Source organism: Escherichia sp. MOD1-EC7003 (assembly GCF_002965065.1).
Classification (GTDB): Bacteria; Pseudomonadota; Gammaproteobacteria; order Enterobacterales; family Enterobacteriaceae; genus Escherichia.
Genome location: NZ_PTRE01000045.1, coordinates 1 through 26,995 on the forward strand (window position 1 = coordinate 1; position 26,995 = coordinate 26,995).

The window sequence follows — 26,995 nt, forward strand, 5'->3', positions numbered from 1 at the left end:
TGACAACGTGCGCTTTGTTCATGCCGGATGCGGCGTGAACGCCTTATCCGACCTACAAAAACATGCAATTTCAATAGATCGCAAAGATTACGTAGACCTGATAAGCGTAGCGCATCAGGCTATTTTACGTTTGTTATCATTATCAAACCAGTGTTAGCTGGCCTCAGATTGTTGACAACGTGCGCTTTGTTCATGCCGGATGCGGCGTGAACGCCTTATCCGACCTACAAAAACATGCAATTTCAATAGATCGCAAAGATTACGTAGGCCTGATAAGCGTAGCGCATCAGGCTATTTTACGTTTGTCATCATTATCAAACCAGTGTTAGCTGGCCTCAGATTGTTGACAACGTGCGCGTTGTTCATGCCGGATGCGGCGTGAACGCCTTATCCGGCCTACAAAAACAGGCAATTTCAATAGATTGCAGAAATTGCGTAGGCCTGATAAGCGTAGCGCATCAGGCAATTTTACGTTTGTCATCATTCTCAAAAAAATGCCAGCCCGAAGGCTGGCATTTTTAAATCAGATAGAGTCAGACTTATGCCTGGCCTTTGATCTCTTTACGACCGTTGTACGGTGCTTTTTCGCCCAGCGCTTCTTCGATACGAATCAGCTGGTTGTACTTAGCAACGCGGTCAGAACGGCTCATAGAACCAGTTTTGATCTGGCCTGCAGCGGTACCAACAGCCAGGTCAGCGATGGTAGCGTCTTCAGTTTCACCAGAACGGTGAGAGATAACGGCAGTGTAGCCAGCATCTTTCGCCATCTTGATTGCAGCCAGAGTTTCGGTCAGAGAACCGATCTGGTTGAATTTGATCAGAATGGAGTTAGCGATGCCTTTTTCGATACCTTCTTTCAGGATCTTGGTGTTGGTTACGAACAGGTCGTCACCAACCAGCTGGATTTTGTCGCCCAGAACTTTGGTCTGGTATGCGAAACCGTCCCAGTCAGATTCGTCCAGACCGTCTTCGATAGAAACGATCGGGTACTGTTTGGTCAGTTCTTCCAGGAAGTGAGTGAATTCTTCAGAGGTGAACGCTTTGTTGCCTTCGCCAGCCAGAACGTATTTACCGTCTTTGTAGAATTCAGAAGCTGCGCAGTCCATCGCCAGAGTGATGTCTTTGCCCAGTTCATAACCAGCAGCTTTAACCGCTTCAGCGATAACAGCCAGAGCTTCAGCGTTGGAACCCAGGTTCGGCGCATAGCCACCTTCGTCACCAACAGCAGTGTTCATGCCTTTCGCTTTCAGAACTTTTGCCAGGTGATGGAAAACTTCAGAACCCATGCGGATGGCTTCTTTCACAGTTTTCGCGCCAACCGGCTGAATCATGAATTCCTGGATATCAACGTTGTTGTCAGCGTGCTCACCACCGTTGATGATGTTCATCATCGGAACCGGCATGGAATATTTGCCCGGAGTACCGTTCAGTTCAGCGATGTGCTCGTACAGCGGCATACCTTTAGCAGCTGCAGCAGCTTTGGCGTTAGCCAGAGATACAGCCAGGATTGCGTTCGCGCCGAATTTAGATTTGTTTTCGGTGCCGTCCAGGTCGATCATGATCTTGTCAATGCCAGCCTGATCTTTGGCATCTTTGCCGATCAGCGCCTGAGCGATCGGGCCGTTAACTGCAGCAACTGCTTTAGTTACGCCTTTGCCCAGGAAACGGGATTTGTCGCCATCGCGCAGTTCCAGTGCTTCACGGGAACCAGTAGAAGCACCTGACGGAGCAGCTGCCATACCGACGAAACCACCCTCCAGATGTACTTCGGCTTCAACAGTCGGGTTACCACGGGAGTCGATGATTTCACGACCGATGATTTTTACGATTTTGGACATTAGGTTTTCCTCAAGTCACTAGTTAAACTGAAACTCCAGACAAACAACGCGTACCCAGGGTACGCGTTGCCGTTCTAACTTTTTTCTTACTTCGACTGACGTTTCTGGAACTCGCTGGCGGCTTTCACAAAGCCTGCAAACAGCGGGTGACCATCACGTGGAGTAGAAGTAAACTCCGGATGGAACTGGCAAGCCACGAACCACGGGTGATTCGGAACTTCGATGATCTCGACCAACTGATCATCCCCGGAACGGCCCGCAACGCGCAGACCTGCATCTTCAATCTGTTTCAACAGCATGTTGTTGACTTCGTAACGGTGACGATGACGCTCAACAATTGTCGGCGCATTGTACAGCTGGCGAACCAGGCTATCGTCAACCAGCTGGCACTGCTGTGCACCGAGACGCATGGTACCGCCGAGATCGCTCTTCTCGCTACGAACTTCAACGTTGCCGTTTTCATCGCGCCACTCGGTAATCAGCGCCACAACCGGGTACTTACAGTCTGGCACAAATTCCGTAGAGTTGGCGTTCTCCATGTTGGCAACATGGCGAGCGTAATCAATTAACGCCACCTGCATACCCAGGCAAATGCCCAGATAAGGAATATTGTTCTCACGCGCAAAACGCGCGGTCGTAATCATGCCTTCTACGCCACGATAGCCGAAACCACCAGGTACAAGGATCGCGTCCAGACCTTTAAGGATTTCGACACCGCGCGTTTCAACATCTTGTGAATCGATCAGTTTGATGTTGACGCTGACACGATTCTTCAGCCCACCGTGTTTCAGTGCTTCGATCACGGATTTGTAAGCGTCCGGCAGTTCAATATACTTGCCGACCATACCGATGGTGACTTCACTTACCGGATTCGCTTCTTCGAAGATGACCTGTTCCCATTCGGACAGATTCGCTTCCGGGCAGTTTAAGCTGAATCGTTTACAAATATAATCGTCCAGCCCCTGAGATTTCAACAGGCCCGGAATTTTATAGATGGAATCGACGTCTTTCAGAGAAATAACCGCTTTTTCCGGGACATTACAGAACAATGCAATCTTCGCACGTTCGTTCGCCGGAACGGCGCGATCTGAACGACAAATCAGGATGTCAGGTTGGATACCGATTGAAAGCAGCTCTTTTACAGAGTGCTGAGTCGGTTTGGTTTTGACTTCACCAGACGCGGCCATGTACGGCACCAGCGTCAGGTGCATAAACAGAGTGTGCTCACGGCCAATTTCAACAGCCATCTGGCGAATCGCTTCGAGGAACGGTAGGGATTCGATATCACCTACAGTACCGCCGATTTCGACCAGCACCACGTCATGACCTTCACCGCCTTCCAGCACACGCTCTTTGATAGCGTTAGTGATGTGCGGAATAACCTGTACGGTTGCGCCGAGGTAGTCACCGCGGCGTTCTTTACGCAGAACGTCAGAGTAGATACGACCCGTGGTGAAGTTGTTGCGACGGCTCATTTTGGTACGAATGAAACGCTCGTAGTGCCCCAGGTCCAGGTCGGTTTCAGCGCCGTCTTCAGTAACGAACACTTCCCCGTGTTGGATTGGGCTCATAGTACCTGGATCGACGTTGATGTACGGATCCAGTTTCATGATGGTCACATTGAGGCCACGGGCTTCAAGAATGGCTGCGAGGGAGGCTGCGGCAATGCCTTTACCCAGAGAGGATACGACCCCGCCGGTCACAAAAATATAGTTCGTTGTCATGCTGAACCTGAGAAGTTAGGTTGAAAAGACGATGGAATAACCAGGACGGGAAAGCAGTATACCCGAACATGACCTGTGCCACAAACTTTCATTATCCCTCCTCTTCGCCAGCGCACTATTGAAATCAGGAGTGAGAAAATAGCCCCTTTGGGGTAAATGTTTTTGACGCAAATCAAGCGCTTGTCATTTAAAAAATGACACAAATCGCGCTTGACCGCGTAATTCCCTTAGAGATCAATTTCCTGCCGTTTTACCTGTTGCCAGACTTCTTCCATTGTTTCGAGGTCAACACCTGTCATTTCCAGTCCACGCGCGGCAACAATACGCTCCACTTCGCGAAAACGACGCTCGAATTTTTCGTTCGCTTTTTGTAATGCGATTTCCGCTTTCGTCCCTAAATGACGAGCCAAATTGACCGTGGCAAACAGCAGGTCCCCCATTTCCTCTTCCAGTTTAGCCTGGTCGACAACAGCCTGCCGCGCTTCGTACATCACCTCGTCGATCTCTTCGTAGACTTTATCGACCACCGGGCCAAGCGTCGTCCAGTCGAAGCCAACGTTGGCGCAACGTTTCTGGATTTTTTGCGCACGCATTAAGGCGGGTAAACTACGAGGAATATCGTCCAGCGCCGAATGCTGCGCTTTCTGCGCGCGCTCTTCGGTTTTGATCTCCTCCCAACGGGCGAGAACTTCGCGGCTGTTTCCGGCAGAACTGTCAGCAAAAACATGTGGATGACGGCGTTCTAATTTATCGCTAATCGCGACGCAGATATCATTAAAATCAAAGCGCCCTTCTTCCTGGGCTATTTGTGCGTAAAACACCACCTGGAACAGCAGATCGCCGAGTTCACTTCGCAGATCGTCAAAATCTTCACGGGCGATGGCGTCCAGCACTTCGTAGGTTTCTTCAAGGGTATAAGGTGTAATAGAGGCGAATGTCTGCTCTTTATCCCACGGGCAGCCGTTTTCCGGGTCGCGCAGGCGCTGCATAATAGTGAGCAAACGGTCGATTTGATTCATTAGAATGTCCTGAAAATTACGGGTCTGTCAGGTGTAATACCTTCGAGTAAAAGATATCGCTGGATACGGCTGACGCCATATCCAGCGATGTAAGATTAATTCCCGTGCAACCGACGCGCGTCGATAACATCCGGCACCTGGTTGAGTTTACCCAGCACGCGGCCCAGCACCTGCAGGTTATAAATCTCAATGGTCATGTCGATGGTTGCCAGCTGTTGTTTAGTGTCGCTACGGCTGGCAACACCAAGCACGTTCACCTTCTCGTTGGCAAGAATAGTCGTGATATCACGTAACAACCCACTGCGATCATTAGCCAGCACGCGGACCACCAGTGAATATCCGGCAGAGTAGCTCTCGCCCCATACGGCATCAACAATGCGTTCTGGCGCATGGGAGCGCAGTTCCACCAGTTGTTCGCAATCGGCGCGGTGTACTGAAATACCGCGCCCCTGGGTAATGAAGCCGACAATCTCATCTCCAGGAATCGGCTGACAGCAGCGCGCAATGTGGTGCATCAGATTACCGACACCTTCAACCACCACACGACCGTTATCTTTACTGCGATTTTGCGGCGTATAGCTTTTTTGCTGAAGTTGCTTCAGCGCGGCTGCGTCCTGCTCTTCGGCGCTCGGCTTATTAAAGTGCGATTGCAGGAAGTTCACCATCTGATTGAGACGGATGTCCCCGCCACCAATCGCCGCCAGCAACTCGTCGACATCATTGAAGTTGTAACGCGGCAGCAGATGTTTTTCTGCTTCTTTCAGGCTGATCCCCAGATGTTCCAGCTCATCGTCAAGGATTTGCCGCCCAGCCAGAATGTTTTTGTCACGATCCTGTTTACGGAACCAGGCGTGAATTTTCGAACGCCCACGGCTGGTTGTGACGTAACCGAGGTTTGGGTTTAACCAGTCACGGCTGGGGTTCGGCTGTTTCTGGGTGATAATTTCAATCTGGTCGCCCATCTGCAACTGATAGGTGAACGGTACAATGCGCCCGCCAATTTTTGCCCCGATGCAGCGGTGTCCGACATCACTGTGGATGTGGTAAGCGAAGTCCAGCGGCGTTGATCCCGCAGGCAAATCAACGACATCACCTTTCGGTGTAAAGACGTACACCCGGTCGTCAAAGACCTGGCTGCGTACTTCGTCGAGCATTTCGCCGGAATCAGCCATCTCTTCCTGCCACGCAATCAGTTTACGTAACCAGGCAATCCTGTCTTCATGTCCCGAACGTGCGCCGCCAGCTGCCGCGCCTTCTTTATATTTCCAGTGCGCAGCAACACCTAACTCTGCATCTTCATGCATCTGTTTAGTGCGGATTTGGATCTCAACGGTTTTGCCACCCGGCCCCAGAACCACGGTATGAATAGACTGATAACCGTTTGGTTTCGGATTAGCGACATAATCGTCAAACTCATCTGGCAGGTGGCGATAGTGAGTGTGCACTATCCCCAGTGCGGCATAGCAGTCCTGTAAACGCTCGGCAACAATACGTACCGCACGCACATCAAACAGTTCATCGAAGGCGAGGTTCTTTTTCTGCATTTTGCGCCAGATGCTGTAGATGTGTTTCGGGCGGCCATACACTTCAGCTTTAACGCCCTCCGCTTTCATCTCAGCGCGCAGATGGCCGACAAACTCTTCGATGTAGTGTTCGCGGTCAAGACGGCGTTCATGCAGCAATTTTGCGATGCGTTTGTATTCGGTCGGGTGGAGATAACGGAAGCAGTAATCTTCCAGCTCCCATTTCAGTTGCCCGATCCCAAGACGGTTCGCCAGCGGCGCGTAGATATTGGTGCACTCTTTTGCCGCCAATACGCGTTCATCTTCCGGCGCGTCTTTTACTTCACGCAGATGAGCAATACGCTCTGCCAGTTTGATGACCACGCAGCGGAAGTCATCGACCATCGCCAATAACATCCGGCGAACGTTATCGACCTGTTCGGAGGAAACAGAATCAGTATGCGTCGCTTTCAGCTGGCGGATCGCCGCCATATCACGCACGCCATGAATGAGATTCACGACCGACTTACCGACGCTCTCACGCAGCACATCTTCGCTGACTACGTTGGCATCTGCCAGAGGGAACAGCAGCGCCGCCCGCAGCGTGTCAATGTCCATACTTAATGTCGAGAGGATCTCCACCATCTCAACACCACGCCACAATAACAGACTGGCATCCGGATGCCCCTGCGTCTGCTGCAGACAATACGCCCAGGTTTCGGCTAAGCACTCACACGACTTCTGGCTGGTAATTCCCAGACTTGCGATCCATTTTTCCGGATCAAATTCACCAGCCTTATTGATATGTGCACTTCTTACCGCAACCATCGTCCTCTCCTTTAGGGACCAGACCTGCCGAAATCGGCAAATCGTAACTATTTAACACGCGAGAAAAGTACCATCGATTCCAGATGTCCCGTGTGTGGAAACATATCCAGCATCGCCAGTCGCTCAATGGCATATCCAGCTTTTAATAACGCTTCGCTATCCCGGGCCAGCGTTGCAGGGTTACAGGATACATAAACTATACGAATAGGTTCCAGTTTTATAATTTGCTGCATAACACCTGCGGCACCTGCTCGCGCTGGGTCCAACAACACTTTATCAAAGCCGTTTTTCGCCCACGGCTGCTTAGTGACATCTTCTTCAAGATTTTCATGATAAAACGTCACATTGTGTAAGCCATTAAGACGCGCATTCTGCTGGCCTTTTTCCACCAGTGCCGGAACACCTTCTACACCCACCACACTGGCAGCTTGTATCGCTAATGGCAGTGTAAAGTTACCCATACCGCAGAACAGATCCAGCACGCAATCTTCAGGTTGCACATCCAGCCACTCCAACGCACGCGCTACCATTTTTTGGTTCACCCCCGCGTTGACCTGAATAAAATCGCGCGGACTAAAAGTTAAGCGCAACCCGTTTGAGTCATACCAGGGCATCTCACCAGAGACGGTTTCAAGTATCTCACTATCGGGGGCAAGATACAGATCCAGGCCTTCAGAATGCGAAAAGCGTTCCAGTTTTTCGCGATCTGCCGAACTTAGCGGTGCGGTATGGCGCAAAATCATCAGCGTGCCGCTGGTTGCCTGTACCAGTTCAACATGACCAAGATGGCGCATAGCTTGTAAGCTACCCAGGCATGCCCTGACTTTGGGCAGCAATGCTTCAAGTTGAGGCACTAAAATGGGGCATTGTTTAACGTCGACAATGTCACTGGAGCCCGCTTTGCGAAACCCCATCTGAAGTTGCTGTGTTTTCGGTAAGTAGTTCAGACTCAAACGTGCGCGACGGCGATAGCCCCAGGGGACATCGGCGATCACTTCAGAGACATCGTGTTTCATTAATCGGGCAAGTGCCGCACTTTTGCTTCGCTGCTGTAAATCCACGCTGGCGTGTTGTTGCTGACAGCCACCGCATACGCCAAAATGAGGACAGCGTGGCGTTTCACGTTCCGGGCTATCGCTTAACCGGCGTACGACTTTAGCGCGAGCATACTGTTTTTTATCTTCAGTAACAGTAACTTCCGCGTTTTCCTGCGGCAATAATCCGGGGGTAAATACCGTTTTGCCGTTATGTCGCGCCACGCCCTGACCAAAAGAGTCGAGGTCGTTGACTGATACGGTTATGATCTGACGCGTCGTCGTGCGTCGTTTTGCAGAGTAGAATTGCGCCATTGGCGAGACTTTCTCAATTTAACAGTGTGACCTTAATTGTCCCATAACGGAACTCCATGACCAACTACAGCCTGCGCGCACGCATGATGATTCTGATCCTGGCACCGACCGTCCTTATTGGTTTATTGCTGAGTATCTTTTTTGTCGTGCATCGCTATAACGACTTGCAGCGTCAACTGGAAGATGCCGGTGCCAGCATTATTGAGCCGCTTGCCGTTTCTACTGAATATGGCATGAGCCTGCAAAATCGCGAATCTATCGGTCAGTTGATAAGCGTGCTGCATCGTCGCCATTCCGATATTGTTCGCGCGATTTCGGTTTATGATGAAAATAACCGACTCTTTGTCACCTCCAATTTTCATCTTGATCCGTCATCCATGCAGCTCGGCAGCAACGTACCGTTTCCACGCCAGCTCACTGTCACACGTGACGGTGATATTATGATCCTGCGCACACCGATTATTTCTGAGAGTTACTCCCCCGACGAATCGCCCAGTAGCGATGCCAAAAATAGTCAAAATATGCTGGGATATATCGCGCTTGAGCTGGATCTTAAATCGGTTCGCTTGCAGCAATATAAAGAGATCTTTATTTCCAGCGTGATGATGCTGTTTTGTATCGGTATTGCGCTTATTTTTGGCTGGCGCTTAATGCGCGATGTCACCGGTCCGATTCGCAACATGGTGAATACCGTCGACCGCATCCGTCGCGGGCAACTCGACAGCCGGGTAGAAGGATTTATGCTCGGCGAGCTGGATATGCTGAAAAACGGTATCAACTCAATGGCAATGTCGCTGGCGGCTTATCACGAAGAGATGCAGCACAATATCGACCAGGCGACGTCCGATCTGCGTGAAACGCTGGAGCAAATGGAAATTCAGAACGTTGAGTTGGATCTGGCGAAAAAGCGCGCCCAGGAAGCGGCGCGGATTAAGTCCGAGTTTCTGGCAAATATGTCACACGAGCTGCGTACTCCGCTGAATGGCGTTATTGGCTTTACCCGCCTGACGCTGAAAACAGAACTAACGCCAACGCAGCGCGATCACCTGAATACGATTGAACGTTCGGCAAATAACTTGCTGGCAATTATTAATGATGTTCTCGACTTCTCGAAACTGGAAGCCGGCAAGCTGATTCTGGAAAGTATTCCGTTCCCACTACGCAGCACACTGGATGAAGTCGTTACTCTGCTGGCACATTCTTCTCACGATAAAGGGCTGGAACTGACACTCAATATTAAGAGCGACGTGCCCAATAACGTGATTGGCGATCCACTGCGGTTACAACAAATTATCACTAACCTGGTGGGGAATGCGATTAAATTCACCGAGAACGGCAACATCGATATTCTGGTAGAAAAACGTGCGCTCAGTAACACCAAAGTGCAGATTGAAGTGCAGATTCGGGATACCGGCATTGGTATTCCTGAACGCGATCAATCGCGCTTATTCCAGGCCTTCAGACAGGCTGATGCCAGTATTTCCCGCCGTCATGGTGGTACCGGGCTGGGGCTGGTGATCACACAAAAACTGGTTAATGAAATGGGCGGCGATATTTCGTTTCATAGCCAGCCGAATCGCGGTTCAACTTTCTGGTTCCACATTAATCTCGATCTGAATCCGAATATTATTATCGAAGGGCCATCCACCCAGTGCCTCACCGGGAAGCGTCTTGCCTATGTCGAACCGAACTCCGCAGCAGCGCAATGCACGCTGGATATTTTAAGTGAAACGCCGCTGGAAGTCGTTTATAGCCCAACATTCTCCGCGCTGCCTCCCGCGCATTACGACATGATGTTGTTAGGCATTCCGGTGACCTTCCGCGAACCACTTACGATGCAACATGAACGGTTGGCGAAAGCGGTATCCATGACCGATTTCCTGATGCTGGCACTTCCTTGCCATGCACAAGTCAATGCAGAAAAACTCAAGCAAGATGGGATCGGCGCGTGTCTGCTGAAACCATTAACACCTACGCGCCTGTTGCCTGCCCTGACGGAATTTTGTCATCACACACAAAACACACTTTTGCCTGTAACCGATGAAAGTAAGCTGGCAATGACCGTCATGGCGGTTGATGACAACCCCGCTAACCTGAAACTTATCGGCGCATTGCTGGAAGATATGGTGCAACATGTGGAGCTTTGCGATAGCGGGCATCAGGCCGTTGAACGGGCGAAACAGATGCCGTTCGATTTGATCTTAATGGATATTCAAATGCCGGACATGGACGGCATTCGGGCCTGCGAACTCATCCACCAACTCCCACATCAGCAACAAACGCCGGTTATCGCGGTAACGGCGCATGCAATGGCCGGGCAAAAAGAGAAGCTGCTTGGCGCGGGGATGAGCGATTATCTGGCGAAACCAATTGAAGAAGAGCGATTGCATAATTTGCTATTGCGCTACAAGCCCGGTAGCGGTATTTCCTCTCGCGTCGTGACGCCAGAAGTCAACGAAATTGTGGTGAACCCGAATGCGACCCTCGATTGGCAACTGGCACTACGCCAGGCGGCGGGCAAAACCGATCTGGCGCGCGATATGCTGCAAATGTTGCTCGATTTCCTGCCAGAAGTCCGCAACAAAGTTGAGGAACAATTGGTTGGAGAAAACCCGGAAGGCCTGGTTGATTTTATTCATAAACTGCACGGCAGTTGCGGCTATAGCGGCGTACCACGGATGAAGAATCTCTGCCAACTGATCGAACAACAACTACGTAGCGGTACTAAAGAAGAAGATTTGGAGCCAGAGCTACTGGAACTGTTGGACGAGATGGATAATGTGGCGCGAGAAGCCAGCAAAATTCTTGGATAATGGACGTCTTGTCGAGTAGCAATCGGCTTTTTATGACGCTGGTTTCAGATTGGTGACAAGGTGCCTGTGTTTATGCCGGATGCGGCGTTAACGCCTTATCCGGCCTACAAAACCAATTAAATTCAATGAATTAAAAAGTATGTTGGCCTGATACGTAGCGCAACAGGCAATTTTACGTTTGACATCAGTCTCAAACCGGCTCCTGACAGAGCCGGTTTTTGTTTGCTGTCTTAACGCACCATGCACGGACGCTTATTATCGAACGTCCAGCCAGGAATCAGGTACTGCATCCCCATGGCATCGTCACGCGCACCAAGCCCGTGTTTCTGATACAGCTCGTGGGCTTTCATCACCTGATCCATATCGATTTCTACACCCAGCCCCGGTTTTTCCGGCACTTGAACCAGACCGCCTTTGATCTCAAACGGTTCTTTGGTCAGGCGCTGATTGCCTTCCTGCCAGATCCAGTGTGTATCAATAGCAGTAATTTTACCCGGTGCAGCAGCTGCAACATGGGTAAACATCGCCAGGGAAATATCGAAGTGGTTGTTAGAGTGTGAACCCCAGGTCAGGCCAAATTCATGGCACATTTGCGCTACGCGCACCGAACCTTGCATCGTCCAGAAATGCGGATCTGCCAACGGGATATCAACGGATTGTAACGAGAGCGTATGGCCCATCTGCCGCCAGTCGGTGGCGATCATATTGGTTGCGGTCGGCAGACCGGTCGCGCGACGGAACTCTGCCATCACTTCACGCCCGGAGAAGCCTTGCTCCGCACCACACGGATCTTCTGCATAAGCCAGCGAACCTTTCGGGTATTTACCAATTTTAATCGCTTCGTTCAGCGACCAGGCACCGTTAGGATCGAGGGTAATACGCGCCTGCGGGAAGCGTTTCGCCAGTGCCACAATAGACTCGGCTTCTTCTTCCCCGGCCAGTACACCGCCCTTCAGTTTAAAATCGTTGAAGCCATATTTTTCATATGCTGCTTCTGCCAGGCGCACCACCGCATCCGGCGTCATGGCTTCTTCATGACGCAGGCGATACCAGTCGCATGAGTCATCCGGCTGGCTTTGATACGGCAGCGGTGTGGCTTTGCGATTACCGACGAAGAACAAATAACCGAGCATTTCGACTTCGCTACGCTGTTGACCATCGCCCAGCAGCGATGCCACGTTAACCCCCAGATGCTGCCCCAGCAGATCCAGCATTGCTGCTTCTATCCCGGTAACCACATGAATAGTGGTACGCAAATCAAATGTCTGTAAACCGCGCCCACCGGCATCACGATCGGCAAATGTATTACGCACCAGCGTCAGAACGTTTTTGTATTCACCCAGCGTTTTACCCACCACCAGCGGAATCGCATCTTCCAGCGTTTTACGGATTTTCTCGCCGCCGGGTATTTCCCCTACGCCGGTGTGACCGGAATTATCTTTGATGATCACAATATTACGCGTGAAGAACGGTGCGTGTGCGCCACTCAGATTCATCAGCATACTGTCATGACCCGCCACCGGGATGACCTGCATTTCACTAACAACAGGCATCGTAAATTGAGAACTCATATTTATGTCCTTATTCAGAATCAATGACGGCCGAAAACGGGACGTTTACGGTCAAAGGTCCAGCCGGGGATCAGGTACTGCATCGGGCCCGCGTCGTTACGCGCACCGCCAGGCAGATGTTTATAGGCCTCATGCGCCTTTTGTACCTGTTCCCAGTCCAGTTCCACGCCCAGACCGGGCGCATCAGGAACGGCAATTTTTCCGTTTTTAATCTCCAGCGGATTTTTGGTCAGGCGACAATCGCCCTCCTGCCAAATCCAGTGGGTATCGATAGCGGTAGGATTACCCGGTGCCGCCGCCCCCACATGGGTAAACATCGCCAGAGAAATATCGAAGTGGTTATTGGAATGGCAGCCCCAGGTCAGCCCCCAGTCGTCGCAAAGCTGCGCCACGCGGACTGCACCGGAAAGCGTCCAGAAGTGCGGATCGGCAAGTGGAATATCTACTGCATTGAGCATCACCGCATGACCCATTTCGCGCCAGTTAGTGGCGATCATGTTGGTCGCGACGGGCAAGCCGGTCGCTCGCCGAAACTCTGCCATCACTTCACGTCCGGAGAAACCCTGTTCTGCGCCGCATGGATCTTCAGCATAGGTAAGAACATCATTCAGCCCTTTGCACAAAGAAATTGCTTCATCAAGCAGCCATGCACCGTTGGGATCAACGGTAATTCGCGCATCCGGGAAGCGTTTCTTCAATGCTCGAACAGTGTCGATTTCTTGCTCGCCAGGTAACACACCGCCCTTAAGTTTGAAATCTTTAAAGCCATAGCGATCTTGTGAGGCTTCTGCCAGACGCACAACAGCTTCTCTGTTCATCGCTTTCTGGTGACGCAACTGATACCACTCATGGTTGCCTGGTGTACTGTCCAGATAAGGAAGATCGGTTTTAGTCCGATCGCCGATATAAAACAGATAACCAAGGACGGTAATAGCGTCGCGTTGCTTGCCAGGGCCTAGCAGTTCACAGACCGGAACATTCAGCGCCTTACCTAACAGGTCGAGCAAAGCGGCTTCCAGCGCCGCCACAGCATTCACGCGCAATTCAAAAGTCCAGGCACCTTTGCCGAAGGTATCAAAATCGGCGGCCTGATTACCTTTATGCACCTGCTGAACCACTTTATTCAGGCGTGCAACCTCCTGGCCCAGCACCATCGGAATCGCATCGACCAGTGTCTGATAAATCACCTCTCCCCCCGGCGCTTCACCAACGCCGGTATGCCCGGCGTTATCGGTGAGTACCACAATATTGCGGGTGAAATATGCGTTATGTGCACCACCAATATTAAGCAACATGCTGTCATGCCCGGCGACCGGAATGACTTTCATATCAGTAATAACAGGACTGGATTGTGTCGTCATCTTATTGCCCCGCAACAGGTTTCAGCTCGATACGTTTGATATCGCCCACCAGCACCAGGTAGCTCAGCACCGCAATTAAGGCATGAACACCAACATAAATCAGCGCCCCATTAAAGGAGCCTGTCGTGCCAACGATATAACCAATTGCGATTGGCGTGACGATGCCAGAAATGTTACCAAACATGTTGAATAAGCCCCCGGAAAGACCGCTGATCTCTTTTGGCGCGGTATCTGCCATTACTGCCCAACCCAGCGCACCAATACCCTTACCGAAGAAGGCCAGCGCCATAAAGCCGACGATCATCCACTCAACGTTGACGTAGTTACAGAACACCATCACCATCGACAGCAACATACCCATCACGATCGGTGTTTTACGCGCAATGTTCAGCGACCCCGTACGGCGCATCAGCCAGTCGGAAATAATCCCCCCCAGCACGCCGCCGATAAAACCGCAAACCGCCGGAACGGAAGCCACAAAGCCCGCTTTCAGAATCGACATCCCGCGTGCCTGCACCAGATAAACCGGGAACCAGGTAATGAAGAAGTAAGTCAGGGCGTTGATACAGTACTGACCGATATAAACGCCGATCATCATCCGTGACCCGAGCAGCTGTTTAATCTGCCCCCACTTCACGCTGAACGGCACTTTAACTTTGGTGTTTTGCTGATCCATATTGATCAGCGCGCCGCCCGCGGCGATGTACTCCAGCTCTTTCTGATTTACACCCGGATGCTGATTTGGCTCGTGGATGACTTTCAGCCAGAAAAAGCTGATAACAATCCCCAGACCGCCCATAAAGAAGAAGACATGTGACCAGCCCACTTGATGAGTCAGCCAACCCATAATCGGCGCGAAAATCACCGTTGCGAAATATTGGGCAGAGTTAAAAATCGATACCGCCGTGCCCCTTTCCTGCGCAGGAAACCAGGCCGCAACAATGCGGCTGTTGCCGGGGAAAGATGGCGCTTCAGCAAGCCCGACCAGGAAGCGCAGCGTAAACAGGGCAACGATAATGCCGAATCCACTAAAGATATCGACAAAGCCTTGCAGCAAAGTAAACATCGACCAGATAAAGATCGACCAGAAGTAAACGCGTTTTGAACCAAAACGATCCAGCAACCAGCCGCCAGGGATCTGCCCGATAACATAAGCCCATGAGAAGGCAGAGAACACATAGCCCATACCCACTGGATCAAGGCCGATATCTTTGGCCATTTCCGAACCGGCAATGGAAAGCGTAGCGCGGTCGCCGTAGTTGAAGGATGTGACGATAAACAGCATCACCACTATCCAGTAACGAGCATTCGTGCGTTTTTCCACACTGCTCGTAGCCTGACTTAAAGAACTCATTGTTGCACTCCTGAAAATTCGCGTTAGCCACACTCACCCTGGACTGCAACATCGCCAGGAAATCAGAGGTGACGTAGGGTGTTTTTTGCCGTTTTTATAGGTCGTTCGCCGAATGCGGCGCGTGTTTATATCTGGCAATAGCAGTATAAAAAGCACGCCATAGCGACTCACCGTGCAACAACACAACATTAATGCGTTCAAGGAGGCTCGATTTTGGCATTAGCCCTGGCCGGTGGAATCCACTTCACGGAAATGAAAACAAGAACAAGAAAGGAAGGATTAAAACGAAGAAATAAAAAAGAGTATGAAATGGATCGCTTGACTCCAGGCAAACGCCAGTAAAAAACCGTCTTATTTGCGAGTTTTTACTGGCATTTGCCTGAAAAGATTCGATTCAGCACCGCTAAAACGGCATTTTACCGTTCGTTGAACATATCAGGACAACAGTGTGCTCCAATGTTCGACCCACGGATTTGATTCCCTTTCCGGTTCAGGATGCTCGCTGGCATCAATCAACAGCATTTCACCAACCCGCTGAGCACTCTGTTCCTGTAACAGCGCATCGAACTGCTTGCCACCATTGCAAAAATTAACGTAGCTGCTGTCGCCAAGCGCAATCACGCCATAACGCAGATTCGGCTGGAAGCCCAGACTATCTTTGATTCCCTGAAACAGCGGCACAATGCTATCAGGAAGGTCGCCCTGCCCGGTCGTGGACGTAACCACCAGAACATACTTATCCTGATAGGGCAGCCAGTCGCTTAATTCAGGATCTTCAAATACCGTTGCTTTATGGCCCTGCTCGGTCAGAATCGCTTCCGCTTCTTCTGCCACTAACAGCGAATTTCCGTACATGGTGCCAACAAAAATACCAATTTCTGCCATACCGTTTTCTCCCTGGATTAGGAACTTATATCTCCATCCTGACCGGATGGCGCACTGAACTCAACCCTTTCATTTTCAGGAAGCAGCCCCCGCCAACCAAATTGTGATAACGCCTGCATCCATGTGTCGTCCAGGCCCGCGTGAATAGTCAGCGGCTCGCCAGTAAAAGGATGCGTCAATGACAACTGACTGGCATGCAGCATTAACCGCTGAAGGCCAAAATGTTCAGCACCACTGCGATTCTGACGTAAATCACCATGTTTACTGTCGCCAATAATCGGGTGGCGCAAATGGGCAAGATGGCGACGGAGCTGGTGCTTGCGTCCGGTTTTCGGCTCCAGTTCCACCAGGCCGTAGCGCGTGGTCGGGTAACGTCCGGTCGCTACCGGCATTTCTACGGTCGCCAGACCACGATACTGTGTCACTGCTGGCTGCGGGCCTTTATCTTCGCGGGCAAATTTATCAGCGATTTTGTCCAGTTCTTCCACCAGTGGATAATCCAGCACCGCTTCTTCCATCAACCAGCCACGCACAATCGCATGGTAACGTTTCTGGACCTGGTGCTGTTCAAACTGTTGTGCCAGCAGCCGCCCGGCCTCGCTGGACAGCCCCATCAGCAATACGCCGGACGTCGGTCGGTCCAGCCGATGCGCGGTAAAGACGTGCTGACCAATCTGATCACGCACGGTTTGCATGACCACCACTTTCTCATCGAGATCCAGCCAACTGCGGTGGACCAGCCAGCCGGAGGGTTTATTTACCGCAACCAGCCATTCATCCTGATAGAGTATTTCCAGCATCAGCTTGCATCATCCACAAAAAGAGCATCCAGTTTTTCCAGCTCAGTCAGAATAAGCGCGCGTTGCGGATGGTCCGTCGCCAGCGCCATTTCATAATAGGGTGCAACGGCAAAAGCACCCGGTAATGGCTGGTTGTTATCTAACAAATCGTGCATTCGCGGGATCAGCACCCACTGCAACCACTCCAGCGGTTCCATGGTATCCATAAAGAACGGTTGGGTACTGTTAAATTGATGCGGCAGAGGTTCATCGTTTCGCCAGTACTGATGTTCACGCAGTAACGCTTCAAGCGCCTGCAACTGGAGACGAACGCGGTCATGAGTGGTCATAAAGTAACCTCAAGAAGAAAACCTCCACGAAGGATAGCAGGAATAAAAAAAGGGAGCACTGTATTAACAGTGCTCCCGGTTCGTTTCGCAGCATTCCAGCTACTCTTTTTGTTGCTCCCTGCTCATCCTTGACAACTTTTCCTCTGGCCTTGCGGCCAATCGTTCATCCTGAACTATTGCTTCCTGCCCACACCACCCCGATGTGATACTTCATCCTGAAGTGTCCCTGGCCTTCCTGACCCACCGAATCATCCTGACCGGTTCTCATTCTCCATCCTGGAGGTGTCCTTTAACGCGTCCTGCGTCATCCTCTTCGCCTCATCCAGAAGCCTTTCCCTGAAACACCATCCTGGCGTGTCCTTCAGAAGAGTCATCATCCTGATGTTCACTTCGTTGTCTGAGTCCCTGTCGACGAAGATAGAATCGTCTTTTTCGCGAAGTCTTACAAGGCGCTTACAGACAATGCCTTAAGGAAAATTTCATACGAAAGTTAAGGATTAACAAGTAGTAGATTGATTTTAAATAAAAATAATGATTCTTATCTTTTTAAGTATTCGCTTATTTCCTGGCGATCTCCTACAGGGTCTGTAAGAGATCTCTCACAACCAGATGGGGTATTTGGATTACAGAAGAGGCTTAAGTTGATTAAGGAATTCCGCAAGATTTGAGGCTAAATGCGTCCGTTTACGTGTTCCCAGCGTCTCTTTGCACACTTCACCGGAGAGATTACACACCGAGATGACCTCTAACTCTTCTTCCATCGTCGCGATAAATAGCGTGGGCGGCAGTTTTAGCCGTTTCTGAGTGATCAGATGACCAATCAGATTTTCCTGCACCCGACGGAAGTCGTCTTCACTCCAGGTTTGCAGCAATGTCAGTTTGATATCGCCAAACTGCGCGTGCATATCCCCGGCAAACTGAGTCGTATAAAAGGTATGAATCGTGGGTTGTATCACAATATCAAAAGCGCGTTCAACCGCGTTTACATTTTGTTCCCCGGTAAACGGCTGGGGTTGCCAGTATACGGCGTCTTCGGTGGTTGAAATAATGCACGGTGAAGGAACACCGTACAGTTCCTCACTTAACGGCCAGCTTTTATGCTTTTCATGCCACGCATCGCAGTAGCGTGCAGTAAAATATTTCAGGGCTTGTGCGGTCAAATCGTCCACTAATTTCTCTCTTCACTTAAACCAGATACACTTGTCGTTTAGTTTATCTGGTTTATGACGGTGAAACATGTCTTCTTATGCAAACCATCAGGCACTTGCGGGCCTGACTCTTGGAAAATCAACCGATTACCGGGATACCTATGACGCCAGCCTACTGCAAGGCGTTCCACGCAGCCTGAATCGCGACCCGCTGGGTCTGAAAGCGGATAACCTGCCTTTTCACGGTACGGATATCTGGACGCTGTATGAGCTATCCTGGCTGAATGCCAAAGGTTTGCCACAGGTCGCTGTCGGTCATGTTGAACTTGATTACACCAGCGTAAACCTGATTGAGTCGAAGAGTTTTAAGCTCTATCTCAACAGTTTTAACCAGACGCGCTTTAATAACTGGGATGAGGTGCGCCAGACGCTGGAGCGCGACTTAAGCGCTTGCGCCCAGGGTAAGGTTAGCGTGGCGTTATATCGTCTTGATGAACTGGAAGGCCAGCCGATAGGTCATTTCAATGGCACTTGCATTGATGACCAGGATATCGCTATCGATAACTATGAATTCACTACTGACTATCTGGAGAATGCCACCAGCGGTGAAAAAGTGGTGGAAGAAACGCTGGTCAGCCACCTGCTGAAATCAAACTGTCTGATCACCCATCAACCAGATTGGGGTTCGCTCCAAATTCAGTATCGTGGACGCCAGATTGACAGGGAAAAACTGCTGCGTTACCTGGTCTCTTTCCGTCATCATAACGAGTTCCACGAACAGTGCGTGGAGCGCATTTTTAATGACCTGTTACGCTTCTGCCAGCCAGAGAAATTAAGCGTTTATGCGCGTTATACCCGTCGTGGCGGTCTGGATATTAACCCATGGCGCAGTAATAGCGATTTTGTCCCATCGACCACCCGACTGGTTCGGCAATAAATTTTTCTCAATTTTGCGTGCTGGATTCACGCAGAAGGTTGTGAAAGGTCATCAGGCAGGGCTATTGTAATCAAAGGGAATGACGATATAAGGAGTTTTTCTTGATTACACATATTAGCCCGCTTGGCTCCATGGATATGTTGTCGCAGCTGGAAGTGGATATGCTTAAACGCACCGCCAGCAGCGACCTCTATCAACTGTTTCGCAACTGTTCACTTGCCGTACTGAACTCCGGTAGTTTGACCGATAACAGCAAAGAGTTGCTGTCTCGTTTTGAAAATTTCGATATTAACATCCTGCGCCGTGAACGCGGCGTAAAGCTGGAACTGATTAATCCCCCGGAAGAGGCTTTTGTCGATGGGCGTATTATTCGCGCTTTGCAGGCCAACTTGTTCGCGGTTCTGCGTGACATTCTCTTCGTTTACGGGCAAATCCATAACACCGTTCGTTTTCCCAACCTGAATCTCGACAACTCCGTCCACATCACTAATCTGGTCTTTTCCATCTTGCGTAACGCTCGCGCGCTGCATGTGGGTGAAGCGCCAAATATGGTGGTCTGCTGGGGTGGTCACTCAATTAACGAAAACGAGTATTTGTATGCCCGTCGTGTCGGAAACCAGTTAGGCCTGCGTGAGCTGAATATCTGCACCGGCTGTGGTCCGGGAGCAATGGAAGCACCGATGAAAGGTGCTGCGGTCGGACACGCGCAGCAGCGTTACAAAGACAGTCGCTTTATTGGTATGACAGAGCCGTCGATTATCGCCGCTGAACCGCCTAACCCGCTGGTCAATGAATTGATCATCATGCCGGATATCGAAAAACGTCTGGAAGCGTTTGTCCGTATCGCCCACGGCATCATTATCTTCCCTGGCGGTGTGGGTACGGCAGAAGAGTTGCTGTATTTGCTGGGAATTTTAATGAATCCGGCCAACAAAGATCAGGTTTTACCATTGATCCTCACAGGGCCGAAAGAGAGCGCCGACTATTTCCGCGTACTGGACGAGTTTGTCGTGCATACGCTGGGCGAAAACGCGCGACGCCATTACCGCATCATCATTGATGACGCTGCTGAAGTCGCTCGTCAGATGAAAAAATCGATGCCGCTGGTGAAAGAAAATCGCCGCGACACTGGTGACGCTTACAGCTTTAACTGGTCAATGCGCATTGCGCCAGATTTGCAAATGCCGTTTGAGCCGTCTCACGAGAATATGGCTAATCTGAAGCTTTACCCGGATCAACCCGTTGAAGTGCTGGCTGCCGACCTGCGCCGTGCGTTCTCCGGTATTGTGGCGGGTAACGTAAAAGAAGTCGGTATTCGCGCCATTGAAGAATTTGGCCCTTACAAAATCAACGGCGATAAAGAGATTATGCGTCGTATGGACGACCTGCTACAGGGTTTTGTTGCCCAGCATCGTATGAAGTTGCCAGGCTCAGCCTACATCCCTTGCTACGAAATCAGCATGTAATCTCCCCTCTCCCGGTGGCGTTTGTTGCCGGGCTTTCCCGTTTTGGTCATTTACTCATCAATTCATTTCATTTGTTATATGAATGTTTATCACCATACTCACGCGATAAATATCATCTTAGTTAATATGTCATACAATTTATATTGTGCCGCAAACGTTTCCCTATTTTCATAAACCGTATTTTATCGCTATGAAAAAGAAATTATCGCCATGATTAACTAAAAGTATTGATTTTTTCAGTTCAACCTACATATATTGCGCGCCCCGGAATAAATCAGATGTCGTTTAATGGGCAAATATTGCCCTTAAATTCTCTTTTACTTTTAATTTACAGAGTAAAGCATTGGGATTATCTATCTTCTAAGTAGATTATTGTATTTGGGATCAAGATCACTGATAGATACATAACTTGTGTGTATCTTTCCGCCCTCAAATTATTACGGCGGTAAATGATTAAGCCACCACCAATAGACAGATTTCATTTTTACAGTCAGGCACCTTCCCGGGCTGAACTGGCTAAAAGCTGAATTATTTGCATTCCTCCAGGAGAAATAGATGGAAACGACTCAAACCAGCACGATTGCGTCGAAAGACTCTCGTAGTGCCTGGCGCAAGACAGACACCATGTGGATGCTGGGCCTTTACGGCACGGCAATCGGCGCGGGCGTGCTGTTCCTGCCAATCAACGCCGGTGTTGGCGGTATGATCCCGCTGATCATCATGGCTATCCTTGCGTTCCCGATGACGTTTTTTGCTCACCGCGGCCTGACTCGCTTCGTACTGTCTGGTAAAAACCCAGGCGAAGACATCACCGAGGTAGTAGAAGAACACTTTGGTATTGGCGCAGGTAAACTGATTACCCTGCTCTACTTCTTTGCTATCTACCCGATCCTGCTGGTCTACAGCGTGGCTATCACTAACACGGTTGAAAGCTTCATGTCTCATCAGCTGGGTATGACGCCGCCGCCGCGTGCAATTCTGTCGCTGATCCTGATCGTGGGTATGATGACCATCGTTCGCTTCGGTGAGCAAATGATCGTTAAGGCGATGAGTATTCTGGTATTCCCGTTTGTTGGCGTACTGATGCTGCTGGCGCTGTACCTGATCCCGCAGTGGAACGGCGCAGCACTGGAAACGCTGTCTCTGGACACGGCATCGGCAACCGGAAACGGTCTGTGGATGACCCTGTGGCTGGCGATTCCGGTAATGGTGTTCTCGTTCAACCACTCTCCGATTATCTCTTCTTTCGCCGTTGCGAAGCGTGAAGAGTACGGCGATATGGCAGAACAGAAATGCTCGAAGATCCTGGCATTCGCACACATCATGATGGTGCTGACCGTAATGTTCTTCGTGTTCAGCTGCGTACTGAGCCTGACGCCGGCAGACCTGGCTGCGGCTAAAGAGCAGAACATCTCGATTCTGTCTTACCTGGCTAACCACTTTAACGCGCCGATTATCGCGTGGATGGCTCCGATTATCGCGATTATCGCTATCACCAAATCCTTCCTCGGCCACTACCTGGGCGCACGTGAAGGCTTCAACGGTATGGTGATTAAATCTCTGCGTAGTAAAGGTAAGTCTATCGAAATCAACAAGCTGAACCGTATCACTGCGCTATTCATGCTGGTAACAACCTGGATTGTTGCCACCCTGAACCCGAGCATCCTGGGTATGATTGAAACCTTAGGCGGCCCAATCATCGCGATGATCCTGTTCCTGATGCCGATGTACGCAATCCAGAAAGTACCGGCAATGCGTAAGTACAGCGGTCACATCAGCAACGTCTTCGTTGTCGTGATGGGTCTGATTGCAATCTCCGCAATCTTCTACTCTCTGTTCAGCTAAGTTCTTTCGCGCCGCTTTCGGGCGGCGCTTCCTCCGTTTTAACGCGATGTATTTCCTATGATTAGCGTATTCGATATTTTCAAAATCGGCATTGGCCCTTCCAGTTCTCATACCGTTGGACCAATGAAAGCGGGTAAACAATTTACCGACGATCTGATTGCCCGGAATCTGCTTAAAGACGTAACCCGCGTGGTGGTTGACGTGTACGGCTCGCTCTCTCTGACCGGTAAAGGCCATCACACTGATATCGCCATTATTATGGGCCTGGCGGGTAATCTGCCGGATACCGTGGATATCGATTCCATCCCTGGTTTTATTCAGGATGTGAATACTCATGGTCGCCTGATGCTGGCAAATGGTCAGCATGAAGTGGAGTTCCCGGTTGATCAGTGCATGAATTTCCATGCCGACAACCTTTCTCTACATGAAAACGGTATGCGCATTACCGCGCTGGCGGGCGATAAAGTCGTTTACAGCCAGACTTACTACTCTATCGGCGGTGGCTTTATCGTTGATGAAGAACATTTTGGTCAGCAGGATAGCGCACCGATTGAAGTTCCTTATCCTTACAGTTCAGCAGCCGATCTGCAAAAACATTGTCAGGAAACCGGGCTGTCACTCTCTGGCCTGATGATGAAAAACGAGCTGGCGCTGCACAGCAGAGAAGAGCTGGAACAGCACCTGGCGAACGTCTGGGAAGTGATGCGTGGCGGTATTGAGCGCGGTATTGCCACCGAAGGCGTGTTGCCAGGCAAACTGCGCGTTCCACGCCGTGCTGCGGCACTACGCCGGATGTTGGTAAGCCAGGACAAAATCACTACCGATCCGATGGCGGTTGTTGACTGGATCAACATGTTTGCGCTGGCAGTGAACGAAGAGAACGCCGCAGGTGGTCGCGTGGTGACTGCGCCGACTAACGGTGCGTGCGGGATTATCCCGGCAGTGCTGGCGTACTACGACAAGTTTATCCGCGAAGTGAACGCTAACTCACTGGCTCGCTATCTGCTGGTGGCCAGCGCAATTGGTTCTCTTTATAAGATGAACGCCTCGATTTCTGGTGCTGAAGTCGGCTGTCAGGGTGAAGTGGGTGTGGCGTGCTCTATGGCCGCGGCAGGTCTGGCTGAACTGTTAGGCGCAAGCCCGGCACAGGTGTGCATCGCAGCAGAAATCGCCATGGAGCATAACCTCGGCCTGACGTGTGACCCGGTCGCCGGACAAGTTCAGGTACCGTGCATTGAGCGTAACGCCATTGCGGCAGTAAAAGCGGTGAACGCCGCGCGTATGGCGCTGCGCCGTACCAGCGAACCGCGCGTCTGCCTCGATAAAGTTATCGAAACCATGTACGAAACAGGTAAAGATATGAACGCCAAGTATCGCGAAACCTCTCGCGGCGGCCTGGCGATGAAGATCGTCGCCTGCGATTAATCCCTCTCCAGAGGCCTCGTTTTGCGAGGCCTCTTCCCGATTTCTCATCCAGCCGTAGCCTGTTCCGGCATCGAATGTTACCCTTATCGCCTGATCTTTAAGGGGGTTATCGTGGCTGTTCATTTGCTTATTGTCGATGCACTTAATCTCATCCGTCGCATTCATGCCGTTCAGGGTTCGCCCTGTGTCGAAACCTGCCAGCACGCACTCGATCAGCTCATTATGCACAGCCAGCCAACCCACGCCGTCGCCGTTTTTGATGATGAAAACCGCAGTAGCGGCTGGCGTCATCAGCGTTTACCGGATTACAAAGCGGGTCGACCGCCAATGCCGGAAGAGTTGCACGACGAAATGCCTGCATTACGCGCCGCCTTTGAACAACGCGGCGTCCCGTGCTGGTCAGCCAGCGGCAACGAAGCCGATGACTTAGCCGCCACGCTGGCGGTCAAAGTGACCCAGGCCGGGCATCAGGCAACGATTGTTTCGACAGATAAAGGCTACTGTCAGTTACTTTCACCTACATTACGTATTCGTGATTACTTCCAGAAACGTTGGCTGGATGCACCGTTTATCGATAAAGAATTTGGTGTTCAACCGCAGCAGTTACCCGATTACTGGGGGCTGGCGGGGATTAGCAGTTCAAAGGTGCCGGGGGTTCCGGGGATCGGGCCAAAAAGCGCCACGCAGCTGCTGGTCGAGTTTCAAAGTCTGGAAGGGATATATGAGAGTCTGGACGCGGTTGCCGAAAAGTGGCGCAAAAAATTAGAAATGCATAAAGAGATGGCGTTTCTGTGCCGCGATATTGCCCGCTTACAAACCGATTTGCATATCGACGGCAATTTACAGCAATTGCGGTTGGTACGGTAACGATATTTTACAAAACATTGAATTTAAAACACTTATATGCCGGATAAGACGCGACCAGCGTCGCATCCGGCATCGTCACATCAGCGCATTTACCAGGCGGTATGGTAAAGCTCTACAATATCCTCAAGCGTTGCTTCACGCGGGTTGCCACCGGTACAAACATCATCCAGTGCCGCCTGCGCCAGTGCCGGAATGTCTTCCTTGCGTACACCAACATCACGTAAATGTGGCGGAATACCGACATCACGGTTGAGAGCAAACACCGCTTCAACAGCGGCATTACGCGCCTCTTCCAGGCTCATACCTTCCACTTTTACGCCCATAACGCGCGCGATATCGCGGTACTTCTCGCCGGTAAAATCGGCATTATAACGCATGACATGCGGTAACAGGATGGCGTTGGCAACACCGTGTGGAGTGTTGTAAAACGCGCCCAGTGGATGCGCCATACCATGTACCAATCCTAACCCAACATTCGAGAAGCCCATACCCGCAACATACTGCCCGAGCGCCATTTCTTCTCCGGCATCCTTATCACCGGCAACCGATCCTCGCAGCGCCCCAGCAATGATTTCAATCGCTTTAATGTGCAGCGCATCAGTTAGCGCCCACGCGCCACGGGTAATATACCCCTCAATAGCATGAGTGAGTGCGTCGACACCCGTCGCGGCTTTCAGCGCCGGAGGCATACCATCCATCATGTCAGCGTCAATAAACGCCACCAGCGGGATATCATGCGGATCAACGCAAACAAACTTGCGCCGTTTTTCTTCGTCAGTGATCACGTAGTTAATGGTCACTTCTGCCGCAGTGCCTGCTGTGGTTGGGATTGCCAGAATCGGTACACTGGGTTTATTGGTCGGGGAAAGTCCTTCCAGGCTACGCACATCGGCAAACTCCGGGTTGTTGCTGATGATGCCGATCGCTTTACACGTGTCCTGTGGAGACCCACCACCAATCGCGATCAGGTAATCCGCGCCGCTATTCTGGAATACACCCAGCCCTTCTTTGACGACAGTAATTGTCGGATTGGGCACTACACCGTCGTAAATCGCCCATGCCAGCCCTGCTGCATCCATCTTATCGGTTACTTTCGCCACCACGCCGCATTGCACCAGCGTTTTATCGGTGACAATCAGCGCCTTCTGATAACCACGGCGTTTCACTTCATCGGCTAAGGCCCCTACAGCCCCCCGACCAAACCATGCCGTTTCGTTCAGAATCATTCTGTTAGCCATCATCCTTCTCCTTGTTGCTTTACGAAATTACTCTTCAATCCGTAACCCGTAGGTTTTGAATTTCTCCAGCACTACGGCAATCTCTTCATCACTCAGCACTGGCACCGGGTCCGTAATCGCCAGGGTCGTCAGGTAAAGCTGCGCCAGCACTTCAACTTCATGCGCCAGCCATAACGCTTTTTCCAGATTCACCTCACAAGCGATAAGCCCATGATGTTGTAACAAAGTTGCCTTACGATTTTTGAGAGCCAGCGCAACATGCTCAGAAAGTTCGCGTGTTCCAAAGGTAGCATAAGGCGCGCAAGGAATAGAATTACCGCCAGCCGCCGCAATCATGTAGTGAATAGCGGGGATCGGTCGGTTAAGAATGGAAACTGCCGTGCAATGAACGGCATGGTTGTGGACAACCGCGTTGGCATCCGGTCTGCTTTGATAGGCCGCCATATGGAAACGCCACTCGCTTGAAGGGAGCTTTCCTTCCTCATGTTTACCGTTGCCATCAATAAAGACAATATGCGACTCCGTCAGTTTTTCATACGGAATGCCTGTAGGCGTAATCAGCATCCCATCCTGATAACGTACACTGACGTTACCCGCTGTCCCCTGGTTCAGTCCCAGGCGGGTCATTTCCAGGCAAGTGTCAATAATCTGACGAGCAAGTTTATTTCGTTCCATTAGCTACCTCTCTCTGACTCA

The 26,995-nt window shown here is 50.9% G+C and carries 21 protein-coding genes; 7 read left to right on the forward strand and 14 right to left on the reverse strand.

The features are described from left to right. Positions 1 to 539: 539 nt before the first annotated feature. The 5 genes from eno to rlmD form a co-directional block, all read right to left on the reverse strand. Positions 540 to 1,838, reverse strand: a complete 1,299-nt coding sequence (eno, locus tag A7090_RS08385) for a phosphopyruvate hydratase (protein ID WP_000036723.1) — start codon at positions 1,836 to 1,838, stop codon at positions 540 to 542. An 86-nt stretch (positions 1,839 to 1,924) separates the two neighbouring features. Beyond that, positions 1,925 to 3,562, reverse strand: a complete 1,638-nt coding sequence (gene pyrG, locus A7090_RS08390) for a glutamine hydrolyzing CTP synthase (protein WP_096934712.1) — start codon at positions 3,560 to 3,562, stop codon at positions 1,925 to 1,927. 227 nt (positions 3,563 to 3,789) lie between these two features. Beyond that, positions 3,790 to 4,581 carry a nucleoside triphosphate pyrophosphohydrolase gene (gene mazG, locus A7090_RS08395; protein ID WP_105273663.1) on the reverse strand — a complete coding sequence of 264 codons (792 nt, stop codon included), beginning with the start codon at positions 4,579 to 4,581 and terminating at the stop codon, positions 3,790 to 3,792. Between the two features lie 95 nt (positions 4,582 to 4,676). Next, complete coding sequence (gene relA / locus A7090_RS08400; RefSeq protein ID WP_105273664.1) at positions 4,677 to 6,911, reverse strand: GTP diphosphokinase; 2,235 nt, start codon at positions 6,909 to 6,911, stop codon at positions 4,677 to 4,679. A 47-nt stretch (positions 6,912 to 6,958) separates the two neighbouring features. Continuing rightward, a complete protein-coding gene (gene rlmD, locus A7090_RS08405; protein ID WP_105273665.1) occupies positions 6,959 to 8,260 on the reverse strand; it encodes a 23S rRNA (uracil(1939)-C(5))-methyltransferase RlmD in 1,302 nt (433 codons plus the stop codon). 56 nt (positions 8,261 to 8,316) lie between these two features. Between rlmD and barA the strand changes: the two genes are divergently transcribed. After that, a complete protein-coding gene (gene barA / locus A7090_RS08410; RefSeq protein ID WP_105273666.1) occupies positions 8,317 to 11,073 on the forward strand; it encodes a two-component sensor histidine kinase BarA in 2,757 nt (918 codons plus the stop codon). Between the two features lie 230 nt (positions 11,074 to 11,303). Here the strand turns inward: barA and gudD are convergent, their stop codons facing one another. From gudD to gudP, 3 genes are read right to left on the reverse strand one after another with little or no spacing between them, the layout of a single operon-like run. Beyond that, positions 11,304 to 12,644, reverse strand: coding sequence for a glucarate dehydratase (gene gudD, locus A7090_RS08415; RefSeq protein ID WP_105273667.1), 1,341 nt, complete (start codon positions 12,642 to 12,644; stop codon positions 11,304 to 11,306). Between the two features lie 20 nt (positions 12,645 to 12,664). Beyond that, complete coding sequence (locus A7090_RS08420) at positions 12,665 to 14,005, reverse strand: enolase C-terminal domain-like protein (protein WP_105273668.1); 1,341 nt, start codon at positions 14,003 to 14,005, stop codon at positions 12,665 to 12,667. A 1-nt stretch (position 14,006) separates the two neighbouring features. Further along, entirely contained in the window at positions 14,007 to 15,359 is a 1,353-nt protein-coding gene (gene gudP, locus A7090_RS08425; protein WP_105273669.1) for a galactarate/glucarate/glycerate transporter GudP, read from the reverse strand. Between the two features lie 213 nt (positions 15,360 to 15,572). On the opposite strand from gudP, the gene A7090_RS27015 reads away from it, so the two are divergent. Then, the gene (locus A7090_RS27015; RefSeq protein ID WP_274541159.1) at positions 15,573 to 15,701 is read left to right on the forward strand and encodes a hypothetical protein; all 129 of its coding nucleotides are present in this window, start codon (positions 15,573 to 15,575) and stop codon (positions 15,699 to 15,701) included. A gap of 93 nt (positions 15,702 to 15,794) precedes the next feature. Here the strand turns inward: A7090_RS27015 and A7090_RS08430 are convergent, their stop codons facing one another. From A7090_RS08430 to syd, 4 genes are all read right to left on the reverse strand, one after another. Further along, positions 15,795 to 16,244: a flavodoxin gene (locus A7090_RS08430; RefSeq protein ID WP_105273670.1), complete on the reverse strand. Its 450-nt coding sequence runs from the start codon at positions 16,242 to 16,244 to the stop codon at positions 15,795 to 15,797. A gap of 17 nt (positions 16,245 to 16,261) precedes the next feature. Next, the gene (gene truC / locus A7090_RS08435) at positions 16,262 to 17,044 is read right to left on the reverse strand and encodes a tRNA pseudouridine(65) synthase TruC (protein ID WP_105273671.1); all 783 of its coding nucleotides are present in this window, start codon (positions 17,042 to 17,044) and stop codon (positions 16,262 to 16,264) included. Then, positions 17,044 to 17,373 carry a YqcC family protein gene (locus A7090_RS08440; RefSeq protein ID WP_105273672.1) on the reverse strand — a complete coding sequence of 110 codons (330 nt, stop codon included), beginning with the start codon at positions 17,371 to 17,373 and terminating at the stop codon, positions 17,044 to 17,046. The genes truC and A7090_RS08440 overlap by 1 nt, the downstream gene beginning before the upstream one ends. Before the next feature lie 623 nt (positions 17,374 to 17,996). Further along, on the reverse strand, positions 17,997 to 18,542 hold the full coding sequence (syd, locus tag A7090_RS08445; RefSeq protein ID WP_105273673.1) for a SecY-interacting protein: 546 nt from the start codon (positions 18,540 to 18,542) through the stop codon (positions 17,997 to 17,999). Between the two features lie 67 nt (positions 18,543 to 18,609). Here syd and queF point away from each other — a divergent pair, with 67 nt between their 5' ends. From queF to xni, 5 genes are all read left to right on the forward strand, one after another. Continuing rightward, a complete protein-coding gene (queF, locus tag A7090_RS08450; protein WP_105273674.1) occupies positions 18,610 to 19,458 on the forward strand; it encodes an NADPH-dependent 7-cyano-7-deazaguanine reductase QueF in 849 nt (282 codons plus the stop codon). Between the two features lie 101 nt (positions 19,459 to 19,559). Then, complete coding sequence (gene ppnN, locus A7090_RS08455; RefSeq protein ID WP_105273675.1) at positions 19,560 to 20,924, forward strand: nucleotide 5'-monophosphate nucleosidase PpnN; 1,365 nt, start codon at positions 19,560 to 19,562, stop codon at positions 20,922 to 20,924. A 555-nt stretch (positions 20,925 to 21,479) separates the two neighbouring features. Beyond that, positions 21,480 to 22,769, forward strand: coding sequence for an HAAAP family serine/threonine permease SdaC (gene sdaC / locus A7090_RS08460; protein WP_105273676.1), 1,290 nt, complete (start codon positions 21,480 to 21,482; stop codon positions 22,767 to 22,769). Between the two features lie 57 nt (positions 22,770 to 22,826). Then, complete coding sequence (gene sdaB, locus A7090_RS08465; protein ID WP_105273677.1) at positions 22,827 to 24,194, forward strand: L-serine ammonia-lyase II; 1,368 nt, start codon at positions 22,827 to 22,829, stop codon at positions 24,192 to 24,194. Positions 24,195 to 24,305: 111 nt separating this feature from the next. After that, the gene (gene xni, locus A7090_RS08470; protein WP_105273678.1) at positions 24,306 to 25,061 is read left to right on the forward strand and encodes a flap endonuclease Xni; all 756 of its coding nucleotides are present in this window, start codon (positions 24,306 to 24,308) and stop codon (positions 25,059 to 25,061) included. Between the two features lie 89 nt (positions 25,062 to 25,150). On the opposite strand, the gene fucO is transcribed toward xni, so the two are convergent. Both fucO and fucA read right to left on the reverse strand, forming a co-directional pair. Then, positions 25,151 to 26,299 carry a lactaldehyde reductase gene (gene fucO, locus A7090_RS08475; RefSeq protein WP_105273679.1) on the reverse strand — a complete coding sequence of 383 codons (1,149 nt, stop codon included), beginning with the start codon at positions 26,297 to 26,299 and terminating at the stop codon, positions 25,151 to 25,153. Positions 26,300 to 26,326: 27 nt separating this feature from the next. Then, on the reverse strand, positions 26,327 to 26,974 hold the full coding sequence (gene fucA / locus A7090_RS08480) for an L-fuculose-phosphate aldolase (protein WP_000440775.1): 648 nt from the start codon (positions 26,972 to 26,974) through the stop codon (positions 26,327 to 26,329). Positions 26,975 to 26,995 lie beyond the last annotated feature (21 nt).

Bases quoted from the DNA above. Each gene is read 5' to 3' on its own strand.
- eno (WP_000036723.1), bottom strand. From the start codon at position 1,838: ATGTCCAAAATCGTAAAAATCATCGGTCGTGAAATCATCGACTCCCGT.
- pyrG (WP_096934712.1), bottom strand. From the start codon at position 3,562: ATGACAACGAACTATATTTTTGTGACCGGCGGGGTCGTATCCTCTCTG.
- mazG (WP_105273663.1), bottom strand. From the start codon at position 4,581: ATGAATCAAATCGACCGTTTGCTCACTATTATGCAGCGCCTGCGCGAC.
- relA (WP_105273664.1), bottom strand. From the start codon at position 6,911: ATGGTTGCGGTAAGAAGTGCACATATCAATAAGGCTGGTGAATTTGAT.
- rlmD (WP_105273665.1), bottom strand. From the start codon at position 8,260: ATGGCGCAATTCTACTCTGCAAAACGACGCACGACGACGCGTCAGATC.
- barA (WP_105273666.1), top strand. From the start codon at position 8,317: ATGACCAACTACAGCCTGCGCGCACGCATGATGATTCTGATCCTGGCA.
- gudD (WP_105273667.1), bottom strand. From the start codon at position 12,644: ATGAGTTCTCAATTTACGATGCCTGTTGTTAGTGAAATGCAGGTCATC.
- A7090_RS08420 (WP_105273668.1), bottom strand. From the start codon at position 14,005: ATGACGACACAATCCAGTCCTGTTATTACTGATATGAAAGTCATTCCG.
- gudP (WP_105273669.1), bottom strand. From the start codon at position 15,359: ATGAGTTCTTTAAGTCAGGCTACGAGCAGTGTGGAAAAACGCACGAAT.
- A7090_RS08430 (WP_105273670.1), bottom strand. From the start codon at position 16,244: ATGGCAGAAATTGGTATTTTTGTTGGCACCATGTACGGAAATTCGCTG.
- truC (WP_105273671.1), bottom strand. From the start codon at position 17,044: ATGCTGGAAATACTCTATCAGGATGAATGGCTGGTTGCGGTAAATAAA.
- A7090_RS08440 (WP_105273672.1), bottom strand. From the start codon at position 17,373: ATGACCACTCATGACCGCGTTCGTCTCCAGTTGCAGGCGCTTGAAGCG.
- queF (WP_105273674.1), top strand. From the start codon at position 18,610: ATGTCTTCTTATGCAAACCATCAGGCACTTGCGGGCCTGACTCTTGGA.
- sdaC (WP_105273676.1), top strand. From the start codon at position 21,480: ATGGAAACGACTCAAACCAGCACGATTGCGTCGAAAGACTCTCGTAGT.
- sdaB (WP_105273677.1), top strand. From the start codon at position 22,827: ATGATTAGCGTATTCGATATTTTCAAAATCGGCATTGGCCCTTCCAGT.
- fucO (WP_105273679.1), bottom strand. From the start codon at position 26,299: ATGGCTAACAGAATGATTCTGAACGAAACGGCATGGTTTGGTCGGGGG.
- fucA (WP_000440775.1), bottom strand. From the start codon at position 26,974: ATGGAACGAAATAAACTTGCTCGTCAGATTATTGACACTTGCCTGGAA.